This window comes from Candidatus Sodalis endolongispinus (assembly GCF_018777395.1).
GTDB classification, from domain to species: domain Bacteria; phylum Pseudomonadota; class Gammaproteobacteria; order Enterobacterales; family Enterobacteriaceae; genus Sodalis_B; species Sodalis_B endolongispinus.
In genome coordinates this window covers 305,181-331,739 of the sequence record NZ_JAFJYC010000002.1, presented here as the reverse complement: position 1 = coordinate 331,739, position 26,559 = coordinate 305,181, and the positions used below count along the sequence as shown (strand labels likewise).

Here is a 26,559-nt window from a genome sequence, read left to right as displayed (position 1 = left end):
CAATACACTTCCCGCTGACCATTCTCCCGAGCCGTGGGACGATTGACGCGCGTTTCCTTAGCCAGCGGTTTCTGCTAACATCGGCCGAAATACTCTCACCTGGCGCAAAAAATGAAGTTTGTTTCATTCAATATCAACGGGCTACGTGCCCGCCCGCATCAGCTTGAAGCCATTATCACGACGCTACAGCCGGACGTCATCGGTCTGCAGGAAACCAAAGTTCACGACGATATGTTCCCTCTCGAAGAGGTGTCGCGCCACGGTTACCATGTCTATTATCACGGCCAGAAGGGACACTACGGCGTGGCGCTGCTTAGCCGCGAGAAACCCTTGGCCGTCCGCCGCGGTTTTACTACCGACGACGCAGAGGCGCAACGCCGCATTATCATGGCTGATTTCCTTACACAGAAAGGCGTGTTGACGGTGGTTAACGGCTACTTTCCCCAAGGCGAAAGCCGTGACCATCCGGTTAAATTTCCGGCTAAAGCGCGTTTCTACCGCGATTTGCAGGCCTATGTGGAGCAAAGCCACCATGGCGAATCCCTGCTGCTGATTATGGGAGATATGAATATCAGCCCCACCGATCTGGATATCGGAATCGGCGAAGAGAGCCGTAAACGCTGGCTTCGTACCGGGAAGTGCTCATTTTTGCCGGAGGAGCGGGCATGGATGGAACACCTGCTGGCATGGGGTCTGGTAGACACTTACCGCCAGGCCAACCCGACCGACGATAGTCGCTACTCTTGGTTTGACTATCGCTCGCGCGGCTTTGATGAAAACCGAGGCCTGCGCATCGACCTGCTGCTGGCCTCGCGGCCACTGGCGGCGTCCGTCCGCGCGACCGGCATCGATTACGCCATTCGCTCCATGGACAAACCGTCCGATCACGCACCGGTGTGGGCGGATTTCGCTTTGTGACTGCCTTGCAACCGCTTACGATCGTCGCGGGTCTTATCCTGCGTAATGGCGCCCTGCTGCTGGCCCGGCGCGACGATAGCCGCGACCAGCCGGGGTTATGGGAGCTCCCCGGAGGGAAAGTCGAGCCGGGGGAAACGCAGCCCCAGGCGCTCAGGCGTGAGCTGTTTGAAGAATTATCCCTCCGCGCCCATATTGGCACGTTTGTCGCCAGTCAACGCCATGTGGTCGGGACGCGGGAAATTGTGCTTTATGGCTGGCGGGTTACAGACTTTAGCGGCGAGTCACTGTTACACTGTCACAGTGACTGCCTGTGGCTTTCGCCCATTAACGCGCTCATGATGCCGCTGGCGCCGTCGGATGCCCCTCTCATCCAAGCGTTGATAGCCCAAAATGCGCGCGGGGATGATACCCTTGTCGACGCGCCCTGAGAGCACGCGGTTAGCCGCACTCTATCGATAACAAACGCCAGCCACGTCACCCTGATAACGCACGCGGACTCGCCATCACACGCGTGGACTTGCCTTATCGGTACTGACTACCCCTGTCGCGGCCACCTCTTAGCCTCTGAGCGGTGTTGTCCCCCGCTTGGAAGGTTAAGCCGCACTCCCGGCCGGTGGACGTGGGCTGGCGGGGGACGCCGGGGGTTGACGCTTACGCCGCGCACGCTTGACCGCCGGTTTTTCACTCGCCGGCGGCAGCCCCCGCAGCGATGAAGGCGCGGGCTGCTGGCGTACCTGCTGAATAAGCTGCTGCAGCGTTTGCGTCAACGGCTGCATAAAGTCCTGATAGCGGCACTGCTTCTCACTTATCTGGGTTAATGACGCCTCCCACTGCGCGGTCATGTCCGGGCTGGCGGCGCTCGGCGGCAGCGCATGGATCAAACCGCGGCCGGTGTCGCTGGCGTGGATGTAACGCCCTTGTTTGAATAAAAAACCGCGCTTGAACAATAACTCGATAATGCCGGCGCGCGTCGCTTCGGTGCCCAGGCCGTCGGTGGCGCGCAAAATTTTCTTCAGCGCTTTATCTTGTACAAAACGGGCAATGCCGGTCATGGCCGACAACAGGCTGGCGTCGGTAAACGGCCGCGGCGGCTGTGTTTCGCGCGCTACCACCTCGCCGCGCTCGCAAAGCAGCGCATCCCCTTCGGCGACCACCGGCAACGGCGTGCCTTCGTCTTCCTCATCCCGCTCTTTCGCGCCCAACAGAGGGAGCCAACCGGCCTCGGCGAGGAAACGGGCCCGGGCGACGAATTTGCCCCCGGCAATATCCAGCTCGATAGTGCAGCGGCGAAACACCGCGTCAGCACAGAACTGCATGAGATACTGACGCGCCACCAGAGCATAAATTTTCTGCTCGCTGTCGTTAAGCGTCGCGCGGCTGGCGCGGGCGGTAGGAATAATAGCGTGATGGGCATCCACCTTTTTATCATTCCAGCAGCGGTTGCGCTGGTCGGTATCCAGTTGACCCTGCGTCATCAGACCGGGCTGATGCGCGGCAATGGCGGCAAACACCGCCTGACGCCCGGCGAAATGCTCCTCTGGCAAATAACGGCAATCAGAGCGGGGATAGGTGATGAGCTTATGGGTTTCATACAGCCGCTGGCAGGTATCAAGCACCTGCTGCGCGCTCAGTCCGAAGCGTTTGGCGGCCTCTATTTGCAGCGTCGACAGCGAAAACGGCTGCGGCGCTGCCTCCGACTCCCGCTTGTCTTGATATAGCGTGACGTGCGCCGGCTGGCCGGTAATACGGGCAACGACATGTTCCGCCAGCGGGCGATGCAGCAAGCGCCCTTCCTCATCCTGCCAGCTGTCACAGGCGTCGCTCGGCACCCACAGTGCCGTAAAATGCGCCTGGGACGGTGTCACGATATGTGCTTTGACTTCAAAATAAGCTTTGGGTACGAAATGTTCAATTTCTTCATCACGCTTGACCACCAGGCCCAGCACCGGCGTCTGCACCCTTCCCACCGATAAAACGCCCTGATAGCCGGCGTTCCGGCCTATCAAGGTGTAAGCGCGGGTCATGTTGATACCGTATAGCCAGTCGGCACGGGCACGCGCCAGCGCCGACACGCACAGCGGCACAAACTCGATATTATCCCGCAGGCGGCTCACCGCTTTACTCACCGCCTGGGGATTGAGATCATTGACCAGACAGCGCTTGGCGCCCCGGCGTTTAACTTCGTCAAGCGCCAGATAATCCAACACTTCATCCACCAGCAATTGCCCTTCGCGATCCGGGTCACCGGCGTGAATAACCTGTTCAGACTTTGCCAGCAGCGTGTTAATCACCTTCAGTTGTTTTTGCACCGAGGGCCGCGGCTGCAGCCGCCATTTTTCCGGGATAATAGGCAAATCCGCCAGCGACCAGCGGGCATAACGACCATCATAGACATCAGGCTGCGCCTGCTCCAACAGATGACCAATACACCAGGTCACCACGTGATCAGGACCGCAGGCAATATAGCCATCGCCCCGCCGATGGGGCTGTGGCAAAACATCGGCGATCGCGCGGGCCAGACTGGGTTTTTCGGCAATAAACAACTGCATGTGTGAGGTGTACAGCCAAGGTTAGCATCTGTTTTAACGCATCAGCATAGCATTTTACGCCTACCGGCGCTGCGCCTTCATCACTTGCTGTGAGACACATCGCGACCTGCGCAGGGCACACCGCGTCCGGGTGAGTGGGAGTCCACGGATGTTTGCGCTGTCCCGGCGCGTTGCTAAATACAAAAAACACTGACTGACAGAGTGTCAGATGCGCCTCACCCTCTCGGGTCAGCCCCGTGGAATGAGGGCCAAATAACCATGATGATTTTATTCTGCAAAAAAGAGTCTGGAATGACTAAAAATGACCATTAAATGGGAACTCCATAAATACTTCCCCCATTGGCGCTGAGGGGCCCTCGCGCTTATTAAGAGCGCCTTTGAACACCCTTTTATCTTTCCGGGAAACAACGTTGAGGTTCTTTTAGACTGCCTGACGTGCTTTCCACTGTATCCTGCAGCACGGACTGAAGGGTAGGTTTTACCCTCAATAAAAGCTTTGGTTCCTTTGCTATAGCCATCACCGTTTGGGAAATGAGTAACGCCCTTGCACATCTTCATTTGTTCACCCGATACCGTGGTGATTTTCGCATCCAACTGGGCTACCAAAAATAAACGCGACAAAAAAACCACGGGGAAACAGGTGACATTACACGATGACTAAGTCCGCCGTGTAACCAAAAAGGTCAACAAAAATCCTCTTTACTGCGCATAAATTCGCTTAAGAGTGCATAAACACGTTGTGTTCCACAGCATTGCAGAGATAACAGCTCGCGTCGGCCAATCAGAAGCGGCGCACGTAAGCGTCAGTATCGGGTGGCAAAAGCGTGGTGCTGGCTTTCAGCTGTGGGGTCCCAAGATAGAGGAAGCCGACAATCTCATCTTGTTCGCGACAGCCGAATGCGGCGCGCACATCCGGCTGGGAGGTCCACAGGCCGGTGCGCCAAATACCGTTGAACCCTTGGGCCAGCGCCGCCATTTGCATGGCGTGTACCGCGCAGCCGGCGGAAACCAGCTGCTCCCAGCGCGGTACATTGCTTTGGCTATCGCAATAGGCCACGACCGCGATAATCAGCGGCGCACGAAACGGCGCCTGTTGCGCTTTTTCAATTCCCTTTTGATCCATCCCGGCGTTAATCGCCGACTGACCGAGTAACTCGCTAAAACGGGTGAGGCCTGCGCCTTCGATGATGATAAAACGCCACGGCTACAGGGCACCATGGTCTGGGGCGCGCATACCCGCACGCAAAAGCAGGTACAGCTTTTCCCCGGCCGGCCCGGGCTCGGTTAGCCGGGAAGCAGAACGGCGATTCAGTAACAGTTCCAATGCATCCATGAGTTTACTCCTGATGTAAGGTATGGCGCTAACGGTATCATAGTGCTCTGGCCGGTAACAGTCTGCTATCGACAGTGGCGGCAAGAGGTCGGCGGCTTTTTTTTGCCCCCACCCGGGCTAACCGGTTCTGACGCGCGCTGGTAAGATTTACCTGGAGCGTTTTTTAGAGCGCGGCCGGACAAATTTTATATTATGATTTTGAACTTCGCAGTTTTATTGGAGATCTCATGCGCATATTGTGGCGAATTATTTCCGGCCCGTTCAAATGGTGCTGGCGTTTACTGAATTTCATCCGCGAATTTATCCTCAACGTATTTTTGGTGGTACTCATCATCGTCGTGGTCGGGATCTATTTACAAATGCGTCACACGCCGCCCACGCTGGCAAAAGGCGCGCTGGTGATGGATCTGACCGGTACGGTGGTGGACAAGCCAGCCATGAATAATAAATTCCGTCAACTCGGCCGCGAATTGCTTGGCGCTTCCAGTAACCGGCTGCAGGAAAATTCGCTGTTTAACGTGGTGGATACGATACGTCAGGCGAAAAACGACGCCAATATCACCGGGCTGGTCTTGTCGTTGAAGGATTTCGCCGGGGCTGATCAAGCCTCGCTGGAGTACATCGGCAAAGCGCTGCGCGAATTCCGCGATAGCGGTAAACCTATCTATGCCGTGGGCGACAGCTATAGTCAGGCGCAATATTTTCTTGCCAGCTATGCCAATAAAATCTATCTCACGCCTCAGGGCGCGGTGGGTTTACACGGCATCGCAACGAATAATCTTTACTATAAAACCTTACTCGACAAGCTAAAAGTCAACAGCCATATCTTCCGCGTTGGCACCTATAAATCCGCGGTCGAACCTTTCCTGCGCGACAATATGTCCGACGACGCGCGCGAAGCCGATAGCCGCTGGGTAGGTCAGCTGTGGCAACACTATCTGTCGACGGTGGCGGCCAACAGGCAAACTACCCCGGAGCAGTTGTTCCCGGGCGCCCAGGCGATGCTGGCAGGCCTGCGCGCGGTCGAGGGTAATAACGCACAATTCGCGCTTAATAACAAATGGGTGGATGAAGTCGCGTCCCGCGCCACGATTGACACGGCGCTGACTAAAGCGTTTGGCTGTAACAAGCGTGACAAAGCGTTTAATGGCATCAGTATTTATGATTATCAGCCGGTGACGCCGTCGCAACAGGGCGGGCAAATCGCCGTGATCTTCGCCAATGGCGCTATCATCGACGGCCCGGAAACGCCAGGATCGGTCGGAGGCGACACCACCGCCGACCAAATCCGCGACGCGCGGCTGGACCCCGACATCAAAGCCATTGTATTCCGGGTTAACAGCCCTGGCGGCAGCGTAAACGCTTCTGCGGTCATTCGTTCCGAGCTGGCCGCGGCACGTGCGGCGGGCAAACCGGTGGTGGTCTCCATGGGCGGTATGGCGGCCTCGGGCGGTTATTGGGTGTCTACCCCGGCCAATGCCATCATCGCCAGCGCCAGCACCTTGACCGGGTCGATTGGCATCTTCGGGGTGATAAACACCGTGGAGAATTCCCTCGACAGTATTGGTGTCCACACAGATGGCGTTGCCACTTCACCGCTGGCGGATGTGTCGATGACCAAAACGCTGCCGGCGGAATTCTCTCAGATGATGCAACTTAACGTTGAAAACGGTTATCGTAACTTTATCACCCTGGTCGCCGAGTCCCGCCACAAGACCCACGAGGAGATTGATAAAATCGGCCAAGGCCATGTCTGGATTGGCAGCGATGCGGTGCAAAACGGCCTGGTCGATCGGTTAGGGGATTTCGACGACGCGGTGGGTAAAGCCGCCGAGCTGGCGCAGTTAAAGCAATACCAGTTGAACTGGTATCTGGATGAACCAGGCCTGTTGGAGTTACTGCTCACGCAGACCAGCGCGTCGGTGTATGCCTTTATGCCGAACCTGATTCAGTCCTGGCTGCCGGCACCGGTCACCCAGGTGGTGGACAGGCTGAAGATGGATGCCGGCCTGGGCTTTAACTGGAACGATCCGCAAAACCGTTACGCCTTTTGCCTTTCCTGCGAGCAAACCCTGCGCTAGCGGGCGCCCCATGCACATCCTGGCGCGCTAGCGCCGGGCCCTTCTGAATCAACGCTCTACCTTGGCCGGGCGTTTTTTTTCGCCCGCCGCGGGCGACTGGTGTTATTTAGTAAGCGCCTTATAATTGGCGCTACTGTTCATAACGTTTCGCTACCATGCAAAAAAATCTATTTACGTTGCCTATACCGGCGGCACCATCGGTATGCAGCGCTCAGACAAGGGTTATGTGCCGGTTTCCGGGCATCTGCAGCGTCAATTGGCGCGAATGCCGGAATTTTACCGTCCCGAAATGCCGGATTTTACCGTGCATGAATATGCTCCTCTCATCGATTCGTCGGACATGACGCCCGACGATTGGCACACCATAGCCCGTGATATCGCCGCCAACTATGACGGCTTTGTTATCCTGCACGGGACGGATACCATGGCGTTTACCACTTCGGCGCTGTCCTTCATGCTGGAAAATCTAAATAAGCCGGTGATTGTCACCGGCTCGCAGATCCCGCTGTAAGCGCTGAGTTCCGATGGCCAGATCAACCTGCTTAACGCCCTGTATCTGGCTGCCCATTACCCGGTGAATGAGGTTGGTTTGTTTTTTAATAACACCTTGTTTCGCGGCAATCGCGCAACCAAGGTCCATGCCGATAGCTTCGATGCCTTCGCCTCGCCTAATTTGCCACCGCTGCTGGAAGCCGGCATCCATATCCGCCGCCTGACGCCCTCACCGGCCGGCGCGGGCGCGGGTCCGCTTATCGTGCACCATATTACCCCGCAGCCGGTGGGCGTCGTCACTCTGTACCCCGGCATATCGGCAGATGTGGTCGGTAACTTTCTACGCCAGCCGGTTCGGGCGCTTATCCTGCGTTCGTATGGTGTGGGCAATGCGCCACAGCATCCGGCACTGCTCAACGAACTCAAGCAGGCAGGCGATCGGGGTATCGTGGTGGTGAATCTCACGCAATGCCTGTCCGGTCGGGTGGATATGGGCGGTTATGCTACCGGCAACGCCCTAGCCCGCGCCGGCGTCCTCAGTGGGTATGATATGACGGTGGAAGCCGCCCTGACCAAGCTGCATTTTTTACTAAGCCAATCGTTGCCCGACCAGGCTATTCGTCACCTCATGCAACAGGATCTGCGCGGCGAATTGAGCAGCAACGATGAATCGGGAGATGGCCATGGCCAGAGCATTATTGTTAGTCGATTTACAACAGGATTTTTGCGCCGGCGGCGCGCTGGCGGTGCCGGGGGGGACGCGGTGATCGCGGTGGCCAATGCGGCTCTGGCGCTGTGCGTCCGGTGCGGGATCCCCGTCGTGGCCAGCCAGGACTGGCATCCGCAGGAGCACGGCTGCTTTGCCGTTAACGCCGGACAACCGGTCAATACCCTCGGCATGCTGGACGGCCTGGCGCAAATCTGGTGGCCGGTACACTGCGTGCAGAATAGCGCCGGTGCGGACTTTCATCCCCGGTTGAACCGCGAGGGTGTGACGGCGATATTCCGCAAAGGCGAGCAACGCCATATCGACAGCTATAGCACCTTTTTCGACAACGGGCGCCGGGCGCAAACCGCCCTCGACGGCTGGCTGCGCGCGCGGCAGATTGACCGGTTGACGGTGATGGGCTTGGCCACGGATTATTGTGTCAAATACAGCGTGCTGGATGCCCTGCACTTAGACTATGCCACCGAGGTGCTTACAGAGGGTTGCCGAGGCGTCAACCTGCAGCCGCAGGACAGCGCAGAGGCGTTGCACGAGATGGCGCGCCGCGGTGCCGAACGGCTGACAATGGACGCATTTATCGCCCGTCTCACCGATGAGGGGTATGCCTAGCCCTGACACTGCGCGCCTGATTTTAGGTGCCGTCAGTCCGCCCAGCATGCCGAGAACGGGCGGTGGCGCGTTTCACCAATGAGCAGCGTCTTTTTGCCCTGCACCGCGATGCGCAAAGCACGCGCGTTAGCGTGTTAAGGCCGGCGCAGCCACCCTGCGCGACAGGCATCAATGCGAATTTGGTACAGCCACCCCATGCGGCAAGACGTCATTGCACAGAGGCGCAGCCATCCTGCGCGGTAAGGCGTCACTGGGGTTTAAGCACCTCGACGGTGGCGCTTTTCAATTCTTCCAGCAGGGCGCGCTTACTCTTCATCGTTATTTGGCCGTCGGTACCGATGCTCATGTGCTCCGGGCGACTATTGTGGCGCGATTGCCACAGCATCAACATTTGCAGGCAGTTGGCTTGCTGCTCCGGTGTTAACGCCACCCCATCGGGCCATTTGCCCAGTTCCACGGCGGTCATTAACCGCTGATAAATTTCCGGCGTCATGGTCGCCAGTAGCGCTTCAACATCCATTACCGAACCTTTAATATGGAATAATTAGCTGAATCGATAAAGCCGAGAGGTCAGCCGGCGATTTCCTCACCGTTTTCGCCGTCCCGGAAACGCAGCGAGGCGCTGTTGACGCAAAAACGCGCCCCGTTCGGCTGCTGCGGCCCGTCGGGAAACACATGCCCCAGATGGGCATCGCAGTTGCCGCAACGAATTTCCACCCGCTGCATACCGTGGGTGTGACCCTCAAGGTAGCGGATAGCCTCGTCGCTAACCGGCTCATAGAAGCTCGGCCAGCCACAGCCAGAATCGTATTTACTGTCTGAGTAGAATAACGGCGCATGGCAAACCAGGCAATGGTACTGCCAGGTTCGCTTATTTTCCAGTAGCTTACCGCTATAGGGCGGCTCGGTGCCCTGCTGCTGGGTGACATAACGCTGCATCTCGGTCATTGCTTCATCGGGTAATCGTGGGGGAGTATTATTGGCCATTGTTGTGCTTCTCGGGCGATAGCTAGGTACACTTTCCAGTACTACTATTATAACAAATAATTAACAACGTAGCAGGCAATTTTGGCGTAAACTCTACAAAGACATATTGTCGCTGTCGAAATGTGACATCAATCACATATTGCGACCTATCGCCGTTTATATTGGTGCCTGGCACCCCCATAAAGACGACAGCTGTGTTGATGTCAGTTGCGTACATAACGTGCGCTGAGCGGGGTCTGGATTGATTTGTCGCAACCATTGACACGATTCCGCTTGACGCTGCGCGAGGTTTTTGTAAATTTACAAGTAACCTTTTATTCATTATTAAATAGCTGGTGGAATATATGACTATCAAAGTAGGTATCAACGGTTTTGGCCGTATCGGCCGTATTGTTTTCCGTGCTGCGCAGGAACGTAACGACATCGAAATCGTTGCCATCAACGACCTGCTGGATGCTGATTATATGGCCTACATGCTGAAGTACGACTCGACCCACGGTCGTTTCAACGGTACCGTCGCCGTAGAGAACGGTCATCTGGTGGTCAACGGTAAAACCATCCGTTGTACCGCTGAGAAGGATCCCGCTAACCTGAAGTGGGGCGACGTCGGCGTAGACGTTGTCGCTGAAGCCACCGGCATCTTCCTGACCGACGAAACGGCGCGTAAGCACATCACCGCCGGCGCCAAGAAAGTGGTACTGACCGGCCCGTCGAAAGATAACACGCCGATGTTTGTCATGGGCGTTAACCACAAAGCGTATGACGGCCAGGATATCGTTTCCAACGCCTCCTGTACCACCAACTGTCTGGCACCGCTGGCCAGGGTCATAAACGACAATTTCGGTATCGTTGAAGCCCTGATGACCACCGTTCACGCCACCACCGCTACGCAGAAAACCGTTGACGGTCCGTCGCACAAAGACTGGCGTGTCGGCCGCGGCGCATCCCAGAACATTATCCCGTCCTCTACCGGCGCGGCTAAAGCCGTTGGTAAAGTGATCCCCGAGCTGAACGGTAAACTGACCGGTATGTCTTTCCGCATACCGACGCCGAACGTTTCAGTGGTTGACATGACCGCGCGTCTGGAAAAACCGTCTTCTTATGAAGACATCTGCGCCGCTATCAAAAAAGCCGCCGAAGGCGAGCTGAAAGGCGTGATGGGCTACACCGATGAAGACGTGGTATCCACCGATTTCAACGGCGAAAAGCTGACCTCCGTGTTCGATGCCAAAGCCGGTATCGCGCTGAACGACAAATTTGTCAAACTGGTAGCCTGGTACGATAACGAAACCGGCTATTCCAATAAAGTGTTGGATCTGATCTCCCATATCGCCAACAAATAAGCCTGGTGACCGGATGACGAAAGGGCGGCAGCGATGTCGCCCTTTTTCTTTTACTCAGGAGGTATATCATGTCTGACTCTCTTTTTGCCCTGCCCGTCAAACAAACCCTTTCGCCGTCATTAACACTGCGCCAGCAGGATCAGTTGCCGCTGGTGGTGGTGGACCATCCACAGGTGCGTCGGTCACGTTACAGGGCGCGCATCTTGTCGCCTGGCAGCCCACCGGCGAGCAACCGGTATTGTGGTTGAGCGAGAAAAGCGCGTTTCAGGAAGGCGTGGCTATCCACGGTGGCGTGCCCATTTGCTGGCCCTGGTTTGGCAAGGTCGCGACCCCGAATCATGGCTTCGCCCGGATTCTTCCGTGGGAACTGAGCGATCACAGCGAAGACGACCAACAGGTTCAACTGACCTTTACCCTGCGCGATAGCACCCTGACCGAACCCTTTTTCCCCCACCCGTTCACGCTTAAAGCCCACTTTACGCTCTGGCAGACCTGCAGTCTCGAACTGGTGGCCGACGGTGACTATCAAGCAACGGCCGCGCTGCACAGCTATTTCACCGTGGGAGCCATCGGCGATATTCATGTTAGCGGCCTCGGCGCCAGCTTTATCGATAAAGTCAACGGCGCCCAGCCAGCTCAGCAACAGGGTGATTTAACCTTCTCCGGCGAAGTGGACCGTGTTTATACCGCGCCGGCACAAACCAGCCTGATTCATGATCCGGTGCTGGGGCGAGTGATTGAAGTCCATCATCAGCACCATAGCGACGTCGTAGCCTGGAACTGTGGGCAATAGCTATCGCAATCGATCGGCGATTTGGCTGATGACAGTTACCTGAGCTATGTGTGTGTGGAGAAGGCGCGGGTCAATGCACCGCTTATTAGCACCGCCGCAACGCCGGCGCGCTTACGGCAAACGCTGCGTCTGCGTAAGTCCTAAGCCGACACAACGGGAGCGTGGCGTCTGCGCAAACCCTGCACCGGTGCAACGGGTGCGGCCCCCACTCAAACGCGCTCAGCCTTTGCTGTGCGGCAGCGCGACGCCGGCGCAAGCGCTAAATCGCAACAACGCCAGCGCGGCGCCCACGCTTTTCAACCTCGGATGGAAGCTTAACCGTTAACGCGGCACCGCGCTGCTCCACGCATTTTCGGCATAGCAAACGCCTCGACCTGAACATCAGGCGCTGTCCAGAAAGGTCTTGCGCTGCGGTGGTGGAAATGCCCGGTCCAACGCCTCGAGGTGTTTGGCGGACAGCGTGACTGCCAGCGCGCCTGCGTTCTCTTTCACATGCGCTACGCTTGCCGCCTTATGGATGGCGACAACGCCCGGCTCGCGGATGACCCACGCCAGCAATACCTGCGCCGCGCTCGTGCCTAATTCAGCGGCAATGCTCTGCACGGCACCGTGGTGCAACAGCCAATTGCGTAATTGACCGGCCTGCGCCAGCGGGCAATAGGCCATCACCGGCAGCTGCCGCTGGCGGCACCATGGCAACAAGTCATATTCAATCCCCCGCTAGGCGAGATGATACAGCACCTGATCGGTCATGCACGCTTCACCGCCCGGCACCGCCTTAAGCTCTTCCAAATCGGCGACATCGAGATTGGAGACCCCCCAGCGCAAGATTTTACCGTCCTGCTGCAGCCCTACCATTGCCTCCACGGTTTGCGCCAGCGGAATACCGCCGCGCCAATGGAGTAAATACAAATCCAGGCGGTCGGTTTGCAGTCGGCGGAAGCTATTTTCACAGGCGGTGACGGCTTTTTGCCCGCCGGCGTTTTGCGGATAGACCTTTGACACCACAAAAACCTCGTCACGGCGTCCGGCGATCGCCTGCCCCACTACCCGCTCCGAGCCGCCGTCGCCGCACATTTCCGCGGTATCGATAAGCGTCAATCCTTCATCCAGGCCGCAGAGCAACGCGCGTACTTCCTGTGCGATGTCGCTGTTGCGCTCGCCCATATACCACGTCCCCTGACCGATGGCGGGAACGCGATGCTCATCGAGAAAGCAAATATCGCCGGCGCTCATAGTCCCTCCTGAAGAGAATAGCGTTACCCTAACGCACTTCACCTGTGCAAACGGGGCGCAAGCGCCCCGTCTTGGTGCGTACGCTGCACCCTTAAAAACTGTAAGTCGTACCCACCCCGATAAGACCAATGTATTGCCTGTCGGTCATCGGGCTGTCTTTCGCTTCATCGCTCAGACGCAGATAACGCTCCATCACATAGGTATTCCAACTCTGGGTGATGGCGTAGTTCACGGTCAGCTGCACATAGGGCGACCAGCCATCGTCGGCATGGTACTCACGCAGACCGCTGCGGCGCGATTCATTGCGGCTTACGCCGTAATAGTAGTTGTTCTGGTCTTCGCTCGCCCACATAGCACCCACGCCCGGCACCGGGCTGAACCGACCCAGTTGCATCGGGTACAAGTAGGACAAATCGGCGGTGAAGCCATCGCTGTTATCCAGCACATCGCCAAGATATTCCGCGCGTACCACCCCCCAATCCTCGGTATGGTTATAGCGCAAGCCGGCCATGACCGTTGAGCGGCGCCTGTCCAGCGCTTTCATATCGTCATAATCATTTTTACTTGGCCGGAAATGCCAGGGCGCATAGACCGCCGTCACCGATAACTGGTTCTGAGGGTCTTTCCACAGATAGTAGCCGGCGCTCAATCCTTTAACATAGACGTGCTGGCTATCATAATTAATCTGCGGAAACGGCAGCACTTTATCATCGTCACCCCGATACGGGCTGGTGGCATAAACAGCCGAGACGCCGAGTGAGAAATCATCGGCCACGGCGGCAACCGGCGACAACAACCCTACGGCTAAAACGATGTTAAGCGATTTAAGAGAATGCGTTTTCACGAATGTATGTTTCCCGTTAAGTAAAAATATGCGCATACTGTAGATATAAGATAAAAGCTCGCGCGCGTAACGTACATTGGTTCATTAACATACATATATAATAACAAAAATATTATATCTTAAATCTATATATGTCCTTTACATATCTTGCGCAAAGCGCTGCAGACCGCGTGAGACGGGGCATACCCGAGGAAACGTAAACTGAGTCATTGAAATCTCTTCAAAAAGAGAGTTGGCTACCATGACATTTGACGGATGCCAACTAAACTTTCTGGTAGATAAGGATTAATCTGAGTCCGGTAGCATAAAAGTGCGAACAAGTTGGCATAGTGGTTGCTGTACTCAGTAAGCCTCTTTTTTTCGGGAGCGGTTCTAGTATTATCTCTTAGCTCCTTTTTAACCTGTGCTAAACGTAAGGACGGGCATCGCTATGAACATATTTGACCATTACCGTCAGCGCTACGAAGCTGCAAAGGACGAAGAGTTCACCCTGCATGAATTCCTCACGATATGTCACCAGGACCGCAGCGCGTTTGCCAACGCCACTGAACGGCTGCTGATGGCCATCGGCGACCCTGTGATGATCGACACTGCTCAGGAGCCTCCCCGCTCTCACGCCTGTTTTCCAACCGTGTGATCGCCCGTTATCCTGCCTTTGAGGAATTCTACGGCATGGAAGAGGCTATCGAGCAAATCGTTTCTTATCTGAAGCATGCGGCTCAGGGTTTGGAAGAGAAGAAGCAGATCCTTTATCTGCTCGGTCCGGTGGGCGGCGGCAAGTCGTCGCTGGCCGAGCGCCTGAAATCGCTCATGCAGCGGGTCCCTATTTATGTGCTCAGCGCCAACGGTGAGCGCAGCCCGGTGAATGACCATCCGTTGTGCTTGTTCAATCCGCAGGAGGATGCGCATATTCTTGAAAAAGAATACAGTATTCTCCGGCGCTATCTCGGCACCATTATGTCGCCCTGGGCCGCCAAGCGGCTCCATGAGTTCGGCGGCGATATCACCCGCTTCAAAGTGGTCAAGGTATGGCCATCGATTCTGGAGCAGATTGCCATCGCCAAAACCGAGCCCGGCGATGAAAACAACCAGGACATTTCCGCACTGGTTGGCAAAGTGGACATCCGTAAATTGGAGGACCACGCCCAGAACGACCCTGACGCCTATGGCTATTCCGGCGCGCTATGCCGCGCCAACCAGGGAGTGATGGAATTCGTTGAAATGTTCAAGGCGCCGATCAAAGTGTTGCACCCGCTGCTGACCGCCACGCAGGAGGGCAATTATAACGGCACCGAAGGCATCGCCGCGCTGCCGTTCAACGGGATAATTCTGGCGCACTCCAACGAATCTGAGTGGGTGCAGTTCCGTAACAACAAAAACAATGAGGCATTCCTCGACCGCGTGTATATCGTCAAAGTGCCTTATTGCCTGCGGGTTTCGCAGGAAATGAAGATCTACAGCAAACTGCTCAGCCACAGCGAATTGTCGGAATCGCCCGGCGCGCCGGGCACCCTGGAAACGCTGGCGCGGTTCTCGATATTGTCACGGCTGAAGGAGCCGGAAAACTCCATCATCTACTCGAAAATGCGGGTTTATGACGGTGAGAGCCTGAAAGATACCGATCCAAAAGCCAAGTCCTATCAGGAATACCGCGATTACGCCGGGGTCGATGAAGGCATGAACGGCCTGTCCACCCGCTTCGCTTTTAAAATCCTCTCGCGGGTGTTCAATTTCGATCATACCGAGGTGGCGGCCAACCCAGTGCACCTGTTTTACGTGCTGGAACAGCAGATTGAGCGTGAACAATTCCCACAGGACATCGCGGAAAAATACCTCGAACATTTAAAGGGCTACCTTATTCCGAAATATGCCGAGTTTATCGGCAAGGAGATTCAGACCGCGTATCTGGAGTCCTATTCTGAATATGGTCAAAATATTTTTGACCGCTACGTGACCTACGCCGACTTCTGGATCCAAGACCAGGAATACCGCGATCCCGACACCGGACAGTTGTTCGACCGCGAAGCGCTGAATGCCGAGCTGGAAAAAATTGAAAAGCCGGCCGGCATTAGCAACCCGAAAGATTTTCGCAACGAAATCGTCAACTTCGTCCTGCGCGCGCGCCAGCAACAACGGCCGCAATCCGAACTGGACCAGCTATGAGAAGTTGCGCGTCGTTATCGAGAAAAAGATGTTCTCCAATACCGAAGAGTTGTTACCGGTTATATCATTTAATGCGAAGACTTCCACGGATGAGCAGAAAAAACATGACGACTTTGTGGATCGTATGATGGAAAAGGGATATACACGTAAACAGGTACGCCTGTTATGCGAATGGTATCTGCGGGTAAGGAAATCGTCGTAACGTACGACGCGTAGACACTGTCGTCCGGAGGATATAATGGCCTATTTTATTGACCGACGACTTAACGGCAAAAACAAGAGCATGGTTAATCGCCAACGTTTCTTGCGCCGTTATAAGTCTCAAATTAAACAGTCGATTGCCGGGGCCATCAATAAGCGTTCGGTTACCGATGTGGAAAGCGTGGAGTCGGTGTCGATTCCCAATACCGACATCAATGAACCCATCTTTCATCAGGGTCGGGGAGGCATGCGCCATCGGGTGCATCCCGGCAATGATCATTTTGTGCAAAACGACCGCATCGAGCGGCCGCCTTCCGGGGGTGGTGGCGGTAGCGGTCAGGGTAGCGCCAGCCAGAACGGCGAATGGGAAGATGAATTTGTCTTTCAGATTTCCAAGGATGAATATCTGGATCTGCTGTTTGAAGATCTGGCGCTGCCCAATCTGCAAAAAAATCAGCACAAGCAGCTGAACGAATACAAAACCCATCGTTCTGGCTACACGTCGACCGGCGTGCCGGCCAACATCAGCGTGGTGCGTTCGCTGCAAAATTCGCTGGTCAGACGCACCGCCATGACGGCCGGAAAACGGCGCGCCATCCGCCAGCTGGAGGCCGAGCTCGACCGGCTGGCCAACAGCGAGCCGGTGCAGTTGCTGGAGCAGGAAAAGATCCGGCGCGAAATTGCGGAACTGCGGCAAAAGATCGATCGGGTGCCGTTTATCGATACCTTCGATTTGCGTTACAAAAACTTTGAGCGTCGTCCAGAACCGTCCAGCCAGGCGGTGATGTTCTGCCTGATGGACGTCTCCGGCTCCATGGATCAAGTCACCAAGGACATGGCAAAGCGTTTTTATATTTTGCTCTATCTGTTCCTGAGCCGTACCTACAAAAACGTGGATGTGGTCTATATCCGCCACCACATCCAGGCCAAGGAGGTGGATGAACACGAGTTCTTTTATTCTCAGGAAACCGGTGGCACCATTGTCTCGAGCGCGCTGAAGCTTATGGAGGAGGTCATCAAGGAGCGCTATGACCCGAATCAATGGAATATCTATGCCGCACAGGCGTCGGACGGTGATAACTGGGCGGATGATTCGCCCCTGCCATGACTTGCTGGCGAGTCACCTGCTGCCATTGGTGCGCTATTATAGCTATATAGAAATTACCCGCCGGGCACACCAGACGCTATGGGGTGAATACGAAGATTTACAGGCGCGATTCGACAATTTCGCCATGCAGCATATTCGCGACCAGGAGGATATTTACCCCGTGTTCCGCGAACTGTTCCAAAGACAATTGAACGAAAGCCGCTAGCCTTTTCGCCAACAGCCAGCCCATCCGACTGGCTGTTTATTACCGCCGCGCCTTCCTGCACCAACAACGCCTCACGCCTAGGCAACGGGCAACGCAGGCATTACCCTGTATCGCAATCCCTTTGGCTCCTGCACCCTCTCACTGCCAACGACAACGTTTTTCCCGTGCTGCAATAGCGTCAATCGGCTGGCTACATTATGCGCTTCTGTGCGCAAGGTCGGCGGCGGCACGGGCCGATGCCGGCGAAATTGACGTTTTTTGCTGGTTCATCGGTATTTACTTTCGTATCATATTATTAGTCATATAGTATAATTAACTTGCTATCATTCTGGATTTGCCCGTAGCCGATGCCCACTGGCCACCCTGTGGCGATGCGATACGCAAGCGTGAGGATGGCATCGGCGCACGGTAGCCATTGTGCCTGTATGCCGCGATAGCATTGCCCTGTCCTCTTTGTCCACACGTAGGCGCTATCGACGCCCGCTGTAGCGCGTCGGTCAACCGGCCCTGGCTAACGACAGCAGCGACGCGCTGGCTAAAATGCGCTGCCTGATGATGGCGCTGACGCCATCAACGACGGGACGATAGTGTTGCGGCTGAAGCGGATCACGGCGTCACCCAATCCGTGGTTCCTTGGCTGAAGCGATTGTCGCGCCGGCATCGCCTTTGCCCGCAGAGGGGGGTGGCGGCCAGCGGTAAAAACCGTTCCTCGTGGGCGAAAAAGCCATTTTCGGCCTGTTCTGATAAAAAAGAGGCTTAAACGCCTTAAAAGAGATAAATACCAAAAAAACGACTTTTTTGTTGTGCGCAAAAAGGGGAGTTTAATCGAGTATCGGCCAGGGATTCGCCGGACTAGGTTTCCCGCCTCACCCGCATCCGTCGCTGGCTCCGACGGACGACACGCCGGGCAGTATGGTGAACTTCCCTCCCCTTTTCAGGTCATGGTGCCGACGCCTTCAGCCAGACAGTCATGGTAGGAATTTCGGGTCACAACGCCTCTGCAGGATAGGCAGAGGCAGTGTATGAAATAAAAAATCAAAAGGAGACCGCGTTTGGACAGCAGCACCATTATAAGTTTGTTTATTATAGGTTCAATATTGGTGGGGGGAAGTATCCTGCTCAGCGCTTTTTCCTCACGTCTTGGCATCCCTATTCTGGTGATTTTCCTGGCCATTGGCATGTTGGCGGGGATCGATGGTCTGGGCGGCATCGCGTTTGATAACTATCCTGTGGCATATCTTATTAGTAACCTGGCGCTGGCGGTGATTTTGCTGGACGGCGGTATGCGCACCCGCGCCACCGCCTTTCGCGTCGCGCTCTGGCCGTCGCTGTCGCTGGCAACGGTAGGGGTCATTATCACCGCCGGTTTAACCGGTATGGCCGCGGCCTGGCTGTTTGGGCTGGATATGATTGAAGGCATTCTCATCGGCGCCATTGTCGGTTCTACCGATGCTGCGGCGGTATTCTCGCTGCTGGGTGATAAAGGGCTGAACGAGCGTGTCACCTCCACGCTGGAAATTGAATCGGGCAGTAACGATCCCATGGCGGTGTTTCTGACCATCACGCTTATTGCCATGATTCAAAACGGCCAGACCCACCCCTTGACTGGCTGTTTCTGGTGCATCTGATTCGGGAATTTGGCCTGGGCGTCGTGATGGGCCTGGGCGGCGGCTGCTTGTTGCAGCAGGTCATCAACCGCATCTCGCTGACCAACGCCCTGTATCCCCTGCTGGAGGTCAGCGTCGGTATCATGATTTTCGCCCTGACCACGGCGCTGGAAGGCAGTGGCATTTTAGCCGTTTATCTGTGTGGCTTTGTGCTGGGTAACCGGCCGATACGCAACCGTTACGGTATTTTACAAACGTTCGACGGCATGGCCTGGCTTAGCCAGATTTGCATGTTTTTGGTGCTGGGACTCCTGGTCACGCCCAGCGATTTGTGGATGATCGCTATACCTGCGCTCATTTTGTCGCTGTGGTTGATGCTGGTGGCGCGTCCGCTGTCGATTTTTGTCGGTTTGCTGCCGTTTCGCAACTACACCACCCGTGAGCGTGTTTTTCTCTCGTGGGTCGGCCTGCGCGGCGCCGTGCCGATCATCCTGGCGGTGTTTCCGATGATGGCGGGTCTGGACAACGCGCGCCTGTATTTCAATGTCGCTTTTTTTATCGTCCTCATCTCTTTGCTTTTGCAGGGCACCTCGCTCGGCTTTGCCGCCCGGCTGGCAAAAGTGGTGGTACCGCCAACCGCGTCGCCGATTTCCCGCGTCGGGATGGATATCCACCCGGAAAACCCCTGGGAGCAGTTTATCTATCAGTTGGGTGAGGAAAACTGGTGCGTGGGCGCGGTGCTGCGCGATTTGAAGATGCCCCGCCATACGCGCATTGCCGCTTTATTCCGCGATAATGTGTTGCTCCATCCGACCGCCAATACCCGACTGCGTGAGAGGGATGTGCTTTGTGTCATCGGTCGGGAGCGGGATCTCCCGGCGCTGGGCAGGCTGTTCAGCCAATCGCCTCCCGTGGCGCTGGATCAGCGCTTCTTTGGGGATTTTATTCTGGAAGTCTGCGCGATGTCTCGTCTATCTACGGTCTGGAATTTGCCGGCGAAGTGGACGGCGAGCTGACCCTTGGCCGGTTTGTCATGGCGTTACTCGGCGGGGGTGAACCGGTGGTCGGCGATAATGTTGTTGCGGAAGGCGTGGTGTGTACCATTGCGGAAAAAGACGAGCACCAGGCCGGTTCATCGGCATCAAGATTGCCGATGAACCGGCCTGAAGCCATACGCGCCAGCGGCGACGCCTGGCGCGGGTGTTGATTGGCAGGCCGAGAGTTGACTGTTTACGCTGATGGGCCGGCGTCAAACTGTGTATCGCTGGGCGCGCGAATGAACGCCGCCGTTCAGGTCAGTGTTTCCGTGGCATTGTAAACCTTCGCCAGCACCCGCATGGCCACCTGCATATCCCGGGCATCGACATCCTCCAGAATTTCTTTACCCAGCGCATCCGCTTCTGTACGCACTTTTTCGTACAGCGCCTTACCCTCATCGGTGACCACCAGCAATTTTTTGCGCCGATCGGCCGGTGTGGGAATGCGTAGCACCAGACCGATTTTGACCAGACGGTCGACCATCGTCACCACCGTCGCCCCCTCAACGCCAAGCCGCTGCGCCAGTTCGCTTTGCGATAGCGGCAATTCCGCACCGGCGATAGCGGCGACCGCAACCCAGCTTGCCTGGCTCAGGCCAAGGTATTTCAGGCGCCGATCGATAGCCATACGCAGCGCGCGCGAGGTCAAATGCAACATTTTTGAAAAATTTTTATAGTCAGTATTCATCAGCCGTATCAGGTAAAGATACACTATGTTAAAAATTATCACACATTGATTACGAAGACCAACGACACGCGCTTGGTTGAACAAAGAAATTATTCCCCGCCAATCATGCATATCAATTCATGATTAACAGGCAAATCAATTAACATAACAGCATTCCATACTTTATTTCGCAGGCAACTATTATGCTTGCCATCCCTTTATGGCGTGGCGTGTAAATGCAAAAGTTTCTTATCCTTTTATTGTTGCTGGTGTTGCTGGGTCCGCTCGGCATTGATCTGTATCTACCGGTTATTCCCCTCATCGCCCACGGGCTCCACAGCGACGAAGCGCTTATCCAGTCGACTATCCCGCTGTTCATCGGTGTGATGGGTATCGGGCAGCTTATCACCGGACCGCTGGTAGACTATTTCGGCCACCGTCCACTGGCGCTGGTCGGGGTAGCGCTGTACGGCGCGGGTGCCATTTTGGCAGCCATGGCGACGACCCACTGGCTATTTGTTCTATCACGTGTGCTGCAAGGGCTGGCGGTATGCTGTACCACCGTGGCGTTATTTAGCTGCGTGCGCGACCGGCTGGACGGCGACGATGCTGCCCGCGCTTTCAGCTTTCTAAATGGCACGCTGAATATTGTCCCGGCGCTGGCGCCGATGTCGGGCGGGCTGCTGGCGGTAGGCTTCGGCTGGCGCGCGCCGTTCTGGGCGTTAGCCGCCTATTCGCTGTTGGTCTTGGCGCTAGTGGCCGTCGGCCTGGCTGAAACCCGTCCAGCAGGTACCCGAAGGTCAACCACTCTGCCTTTTGTCCGATATGGGCAGATAGCGACCCAACGCCGCTTTATTCTGTTTGCCTTGGTGAATACGGGTGCCATGGCGATGGCGTTGACTTACGTCTCGCTGTCGTCGCAGGTACTTATGGGAGAAGGCGGGCTGTCGCCGCTGGGCTTTTCCATGGTGTTTGGCGCCAACGGCTTTTGGATTATGTTGGCAAGCGTTATTGCCAATCGGGTCATTCGTACCATGGGACGCCCCACTTGCCTGACGCTCGGCACCGTATTGATGGCGCTGGGCAGTGTGATGCTACTGCTCAGCGTCACGGCGGCACCGGCAAGCTGGCAGCAGCATTGGTTAAGTTATATGTTACCCGTCGCAACCGCCTGTGCCCGCCTGGCGTTTTTGATGTGGCCGGCCACCAGCTATGCCCTTGAGCCGTTCGCCGAAGAAGCGGGGGGAGCGTCGGCGCTGAACGGTTTTGTGCAGATGGCGGGCGCCGCCGCGGTCAGCTTATCGATGATGGCGCTGCCGCTGGCGCCGCGCCAGACTCTGGCGCTGGTGATGCTGCTGGGGGCGGTATTTGCCTTCGCGGCCCGGCTGCGCGCGCCACGTTGCGCCGCAGCTGAAGCGGTTGAACCCTTAACGACCGAACGCGATCACTTGCCGCGATGTGCCCAGCTGTCAGGGTTCATCCTTAACGCCCTGACGCCTCAGCAGCGCCCTCGGACGCCCACCTTGAACCGGTTGCGCCTTCAATGTTCTTAGGCCGTAACAACGCTCGCGCACGCCAAGGATGAACCGGTTGCGCTTCCAATGTCCGCACGACGAGCAGCGCTAGGGTACGCTCGCGCTAAACCGGTTGCGCCTTCAATATTTTTACGCCGTAACATCACTCGCGCACGCCCAGGATGAACCGGTCAGCGAACCTGCACCGTGACCCGCGACGTCAACGCGCTCATCAGTTCATAGCCGAGGGTACCGGCGGAGGCCGCCACTTCGTCGATCTTAACGTGATCTCCCCAAAGTTCAACCTGTGAGCCAATGCGGGCTTGCGGACAAGGTTGTAAGTCCACCATCAGCATATCCATGGACACCGCGCCAATGGTGCGCGTCCTCACGCCATCGACCCAAATGTGTGTCCCGGTCGGCGCGTGGCGCGGATAACCATCGGCGTAACCGCAGGCGACGACGCCGACCCGCTGCGTTTCGTTCACCCGATGACGGCCGCCGTACCCGATACGCCCACCTGCCGGCACCGACTGCACGGCAATCAATTCGCTTTGCAGCGTCATCACCGGACGCAAACCGCTGGCGGCAATGTCCTGCCAGTCACCGCTGGGGGAGGCGCCATAGAGAATAATGCCGGGCCGCACCCATTGCCAGTGGGTCTCGGGATGCCATAAAGTGGCGGCGGAATTCGCCAGACAGCGCGGGCCTGTCAAACCATCACCGGCGCGCGCCACGACCGCCATTTGCCCCTCAACCCCTTCCGGCATATCCGCATAGGCGAAGTGGGTCATTAACGTCAGGGGCGCCACGTGTTTCAGCGCCTGCCAGGCACCGGGCAAAGCACGCTCGCTGAAGCCCAGCCGATTCATGCCGCTATTGAGTTTCAGGTAGATATCCAGCGGCGCTCGCGGGGTCATCCGCCTTAACGCCTCGATTTGCCAGTCGATATGCACGACGGTGGTCAATCGATAGCGATCGATAACCGCTAAATCCGCCGGCTGAAAAAAACCCTCCAGCAGTAAAATTGGGCCTTGCCAGCCCTTTTCCCGCAGCACAACCGCCTCATTAAGATCCAGCAGAGCAAAACCGTCCGTCTGCTGCAACCCTTGCCAAACGGCATTCAGACCATGGCCATAGCCATTGGCTTTGACCACCGACCACACGCGCGTTTGCGGCGCATGGCGGCGGACGACGGTTAAATTTGACGCCAGCGCAGCGCAATCCACCGTGGCGACAATCGGACGTGGCATGAAAACAGCTCCTTACCTCTACAAAATGGCCGCTGTAAGCGGTCTCAGACCCGCCGCGCGACGGCCACGGCATCAAAACCGGGCGCATAACGCGCAACGGACAGATCGTCATATTGAATTTCCGGTACCCGCGCGCTGATAAGATCCGCCAACAGGCGCCCCGAGCCGCACGCCATTGTCCAGCCGAGCGTACCGTGGCCGGTATTCAAATAAAGATTACGCAGCGCTGTGGCGCCTACCAGCGGCGTGCCGTCCGGCGTCATCGGCCGCAGGCCGGTCCAGAACGTCGCCTGGCCAATATGCCCCCCGGTGGGGAATAAATCCCGTACCACCGTTTCCAACGTCAGCCGACGTTTGGTCAGCAGCTCGGTATTAAAACCGGTAATTTCCGCCATTCCCCCTACCCGAATGCGCCGATCGAAGCGGGCGATAGCAACTTTGTAAGTTTCATCCAGTACGGTGGACACCGGCGCGCCCCGCTCATCAGCCAATGGGATCGTCAGCGAATAGCCCTTCAACGGATAAACCGTAATAGACACAACATCCTGCAGCATCGCGGTGGAATAAGATCCCAGGGCCATCACGTAGGCATCAGCGCGCAGGATTTCACCGCCGCAGCTCACGCCGTCAATACGGTCACCATTGCGTACCAGCGCGTCGATGGGGCAGTTATATCGGAATACGACCCCCTTATCCGCCGCCATGGCAGCTAGATGGCGGGTAAACAACTGGCAATCGCCGGTTTCATCGTTTGGCAGACGTAAACCGCCGGACAGCTTGTGAACAACGCCCGCCAGCGCCGGTTAGGCATTTATCAGTTCGTTGGCTTCCAGCAGCGCATAGGGTACGCCTTCCGCGCGCAATACCGGAATATCTCGTTGCGCATTAGCGAATTGCTTCTCGCTACGAAACAGTTGTAGCGTTCCTGCCTGCCGGCCCTCATAGCGAATGCCGGTTTCGTTACGCAGCGCTTTTAAACAATCGCGGCTATATTCCGCCAGCCGTACCATGCGGCTTTTATTGATATAATAATGCCGGCTATCGCAATTACGTAGCATCTGCCACATCCAGCGCAATCGCGCGCCATCGGCGTGCCATCTGACGGCCAGCGGCGCGTGACGCTGAAACATCCATTTAATAGCTTTGAGTGGAACGCCCGGCGCGGCCCAAGGCGCGGAATAACCGGGCGATATCTGACCGGCATTGTTGGCGCTGGTTTCCAGCGCCGGGACGGGCTGACGATCGAGCACGGTAACCTGATGCCCTTGTTGCGCTAAATACCAAGCCGACGTCACACCGATGACGCCACTGCCTAAAACAATTACCTGCATGGTTGTCTGATCCCAAACCCGCATCCGCTACAGCAGAAAATGCTGGCGTACGAAAGATAAGTAAAAAGATGCACCGCAAGCGTCAAACACGCCGGCCGGAGAATTATTGACATTTTATTAAATACTTTGCGGCAGGGTTAATTCAATAGCCAAATGGAAAAACTGATTTAATCATAAAAAGTGACAATTAGCGGGATAAAATAGCATTAACCTTATGTCGGTCATTATGTTACAGTATGAAAAACCCTACTGATGATCAACCTTCACCCTAGCCAACGATCAAATGTCGATAACTGTGATAAGTATTTAATAGGGCTTAGCGGCCACGGTAGCGAATATTTCCCTGCCGCACCCCTGCCTGCCAACGGATGCCCCCGACCGTCATGACGCAAGCGACACGGCATCTGGGCACTGTCAGGGCCGGCCCCGCGCGGGCATAGCGTGATGGCGGCGGCTGTCAAAACCGCCTACCCCTCGTCTGCTCACACTTTGTCCCCGCCCGGCCCTTGCCAGTTCACACCAGGGCACCCGCCCGGTTCTCAGCTGTTCACATCAGGGCGACCGCCCGACCCTCGGCTGTTCACATCAGGGCGACCGCCCGACCCTCGGTTGTTCACACGAGCTACCCGCCCGGCCCTTACCAGTTCACATAGGGCGCCCGGGTAGGACACACTAAGCCACCAGCTGCCCGGCAAACCCTGCTGGCCGCGGCCGTTTTCTCTTAGCGCCCGATGGACTGCAACGAGCGCCGCCCGGACTTACAACGCTCACACGGCATCTGCCCCGGGGTTCCCCTGCATTGTTACCCGCAGGTCATTTCGTCCAGGTGGTGACCCGTTAGCCCACCCTTGCCCTTAACGCACGGTTGCCCTATCGCATCATTCGCGATTTTCATCTTGCGCTAGGATTAATAATAAGACAGCATGATCTCGTGCTGTCTGTAACGATGAGGTGCGCTGATGACGATGTCTATTGATGAACGATCACCCTCTGCCACATGCCTTAGCGATGGACCGGATTGGACATTTGAACTGCTCCAGCAATATCTCGATGAAATTGACCGGGTTGCCAAACATTATCGCCTGGAGACCTATCCCCATCAAATAGAAGTTATTACTTCCGAACAAATGATGGATGCCTACTCCAGCGTGGGTATGCCAATCAATTATACCCACTTGTCTTTCGGCAAAAAGTTCATTGAAACGGAGCAGCGCTATAAGCACGGTCAACAGGGGTTGGCCTATGAGATTGTGATTAACTCCAATCCCTGTATCGCCTATCTGATGGAAGAAAATACCATGACTATGCAGGCGCTGGTGATGGCTCATGCCTGTTACGGACATAACTCGTTTTTCAAAAACAATTATCTTTTCCGCAGTTGGACTGACGCCAGTTCGATTGTCGATTACCTGATTTTTGCCAGCAAATATATTACCAAATGCGAAGAACGCTACGGCGTTGAGCAGGTTGATCAGCTGTTGGATTCCTGTCATGCGCTGATAAATCACGGCGTCGATCGTTATAAACGCCCGCAAAAGATCTCGCTGCAGGAAGAAAAGGG

11 protein-coding genes and 10 pseudogenes are annotated in these 26,559 nt (G+C 56.2%); 12 read left to right on the top strand and 9 right to left on the bottom strand.

Translation table 11 applies throughout. The features are described from left to right. The first annotated feature begins 111 nt into the window (after positions 1 to 111). Complete coding sequence (gene xthA, locus JZM24_RS14760) at positions 112 to 918, top strand: exodeoxyribonuclease III (protein WP_215670596.1); 807 nt, start codon at positions 112 to 114, stop codon at positions 916 to 918. Further along, positions 915 to 1,346, top strand: a complete 432-nt coding sequence (locus JZM24_RS14755) for a pyrimidine (deoxy)nucleoside triphosphate diphosphatase (protein ID WP_215670594.1) — start codon at positions 915 to 917, stop codon at positions 1,344 to 1,346. The genes xthA and JZM24_RS14755 overlap by 4 nt, the downstream gene beginning before the upstream one ends. A gap of 165 nt (positions 1,347 to 1,511) precedes the next feature. Here JZM24_RS14755 and JZM24_RS14750 read toward each other — a convergent pair whose 3' ends face one another. Both JZM24_RS14750 and JZM24_RS14745 read right to left on the bottom strand, forming a co-directional pair. Then, positions 1,512 to 3,413, bottom strand: a complete 1,902-nt coding sequence (locus JZM24_RS14750) for a DNA topoisomerase III (protein WP_312885051.1) — start codon at positions 3,411 to 3,413, stop codon at positions 1,512 to 1,514. 835 nt (positions 3,414 to 4,248) lie between these two features. After that, positions 4,249 to 4,800 (bottom strand): annotated as a pseudogene (locus JZM24_RS14745) (NAD(P)H nitroreductase). 227 nt (positions 4,801 to 5,027) lie between these two features. On the opposite strand from JZM24_RS14745, the gene sppA reads away from it, so the two are divergent. The 3 genes and pseudogenes from sppA to pncA all read left to right on the top strand — a co-directional run bounded on the left by sppA (position 5,028) and on the right by pncA (position 8,709). Further along, positions 5,028 to 6,881 (top strand): signal peptide peptidase SppA, encoded by a 1,854-nt coding sequence (sppA, locus tag JZM24_RS14740; protein WP_215670590.1) that lies wholly within the window; start codon positions 5,028 to 5,030, stop codon positions 6,879 to 6,881. 139 nt (positions 6,882 to 7,020) lie between these two features. Further along, positions 7,021 to 8,040 (top strand): annotated as a pseudogene (gene ansA, locus JZM24_RS14735) (asparaginase); the annotation flags it as partial. A 16-nt stretch (positions 8,041 to 8,056) separates the two neighbouring features. Next, positions 8,057 to 8,709 (top strand): annotated as a pseudogene (gene pncA, locus JZM24_RS14730) (bifunctional nicotinamidase/pyrazinamidase). Between the two features lie 247 nt (positions 8,710 to 8,956). On the opposite strand, the gene JZM24_RS14725 reads toward pncA, so the two are convergent. Together JZM24_RS14725 and msrB are read right to left on the bottom strand one after the other, a co-directional pair. Continuing rightward, positions 8,957 to 9,229 carry a YeaC family protein gene (locus JZM24_RS14725; RefSeq protein WP_215670588.1) on the bottom strand — a complete coding sequence of 91 codons (273 nt, stop codon included), beginning with the start codon at positions 9,227 to 9,229 and terminating at the stop codon, positions 8,957 to 8,959. 50 nt (positions 9,230 to 9,279) lie between these two features. Beyond that, a complete protein-coding gene (gene msrB / locus JZM24_RS14720; protein WP_215670586.1) occupies positions 9,280 to 9,696 on the bottom strand; it encodes a peptide-methionine (R)-S-oxide reductase MsrB in 417 nt (138 codons plus the stop codon). A 344-nt stretch (positions 9,697 to 10,040) separates the two neighbouring features. On the opposite strand from msrB, the gene gapA reads away from it, so the two are divergent. After that, positions 10,041 to 11,039: a glyceraldehyde-3-phosphate dehydrogenase gene (gapA, locus tag JZM24_RS14715; RefSeq protein WP_215670584.1), complete on the top strand. Its 999-nt coding sequence runs from the start codon at positions 10,041 to 10,043 to the stop codon at positions 11,037 to 11,039. Positions 11,040 to 11,107: 68 nt separating this feature from the next. Beyond that, positions 11,108 to 11,976: pseudogene (locus JZM24_RS14710) on the top strand (D-hexose-6-phosphate mutarotase). A 237-nt stretch (positions 11,977 to 12,213) separates the two neighbouring features. Here JZM24_RS14710 and JZM24_RS14705 read toward each other — a convergent pair. Continuing rightward, positions 12,214 to 13,068 (bottom strand): annotated as a pseudogene (locus tag JZM24_RS14705) (aldo/keto reductase). Between the two features lie 91 nt (positions 13,069 to 13,159). Then, on the bottom strand, positions 13,160 to 13,948 hold the full coding sequence (locus JZM24_RS14700; protein WP_215670583.1) for a MipA/OmpV family protein: 789 nt from the start codon (positions 13,946 to 13,948) through the stop codon (positions 13,160 to 13,162). A gap of 394 nt (positions 13,949 to 14,342) precedes the next feature. Between JZM24_RS14700 and JZM24_RS14695 the strand changes: the two are divergent. The 3 pseudogenes from JZM24_RS14695 (at position 14,343) to JZM24_RS14685 (ending at position 20,363) form a co-directional block, all read left to right on the top strand. Beyond that, positions 14,343 to 16,277 (top strand): annotated as a pseudogene (locus tag JZM24_RS14695) (PrkA family serine protein kinase). 36 nt (positions 16,278 to 16,313) lie between these two features. Next, positions 16,314 to 17,589: pseudogene (locus JZM24_RS14690) on the top strand (YeaH/YhbH family protein). A 1,052-nt stretch (positions 17,590 to 18,641) separates the two neighbouring features. Then, a pseudogene (locus tag JZM24_RS14685) lies at positions 18,642 to 20,363 on the top strand (potassium/proton antiporter). A 123-nt stretch (positions 20,364 to 20,486) separates the two neighbouring features. Here the strand turns inward: JZM24_RS14685 and JZM24_RS14680 are convergent. Next, positions 20,487 to 20,921, bottom strand: coding sequence for a MarR family winged helix-turn-helix transcriptional regulator (locus tag JZM24_RS14680; protein ID WP_215670582.1), 435 nt, complete (start codon positions 20,919 to 20,921; stop codon positions 20,487 to 20,489). Between the two features lie 215 nt (positions 20,922 to 21,136). Here JZM24_RS14680 and JZM24_RS14675 point away from each other — a divergent pair, with 215 nt between their 5' ends. Then, positions 21,137 to 22,453, top strand: coding sequence for a multidrug effflux MFS transporter (locus JZM24_RS14675; protein ID WP_215670581.1), 1,317 nt, complete (start codon positions 21,137 to 21,139; stop codon positions 22,451 to 22,453). A 152-nt stretch (positions 22,454 to 22,605) separates the two neighbouring features. Here the strand turns inward: JZM24_RS14675 and dadX are convergent, their stop codons facing one another. Together dadX and JZM24_RS14665 are read right to left on the bottom strand one after the other, a co-directional pair. Then, the gene (gene dadX / locus JZM24_RS14670) at positions 22,606 to 23,667 is read right to left on the bottom strand and encodes a catabolic alanine racemase DadX (protein ID WP_215670580.1); all 1,062 of its coding nucleotides are present in this window, start codon (positions 23,665 to 23,667) and stop codon (positions 22,606 to 22,608) included. A gap of 44 nt (positions 23,668 to 23,711) precedes the next feature. Then, positions 23,712 to 24,998, bottom strand: a pseudogene (locus JZM24_RS14665) (D-amino acid dehydrogenase). 965 nt (positions 24,999 to 25,963) lie between these two features. Here JZM24_RS14665 and JZM24_RS14660 point away from each other — a divergent pair. Continuing rightward, positions 25,964 to 26,557: pseudogene (locus tag JZM24_RS14660) on the top strand (SpoVR family protein); the annotation flags it as partial. Positions 26,558 to 26,559 lie beyond the last annotated feature (2 nt).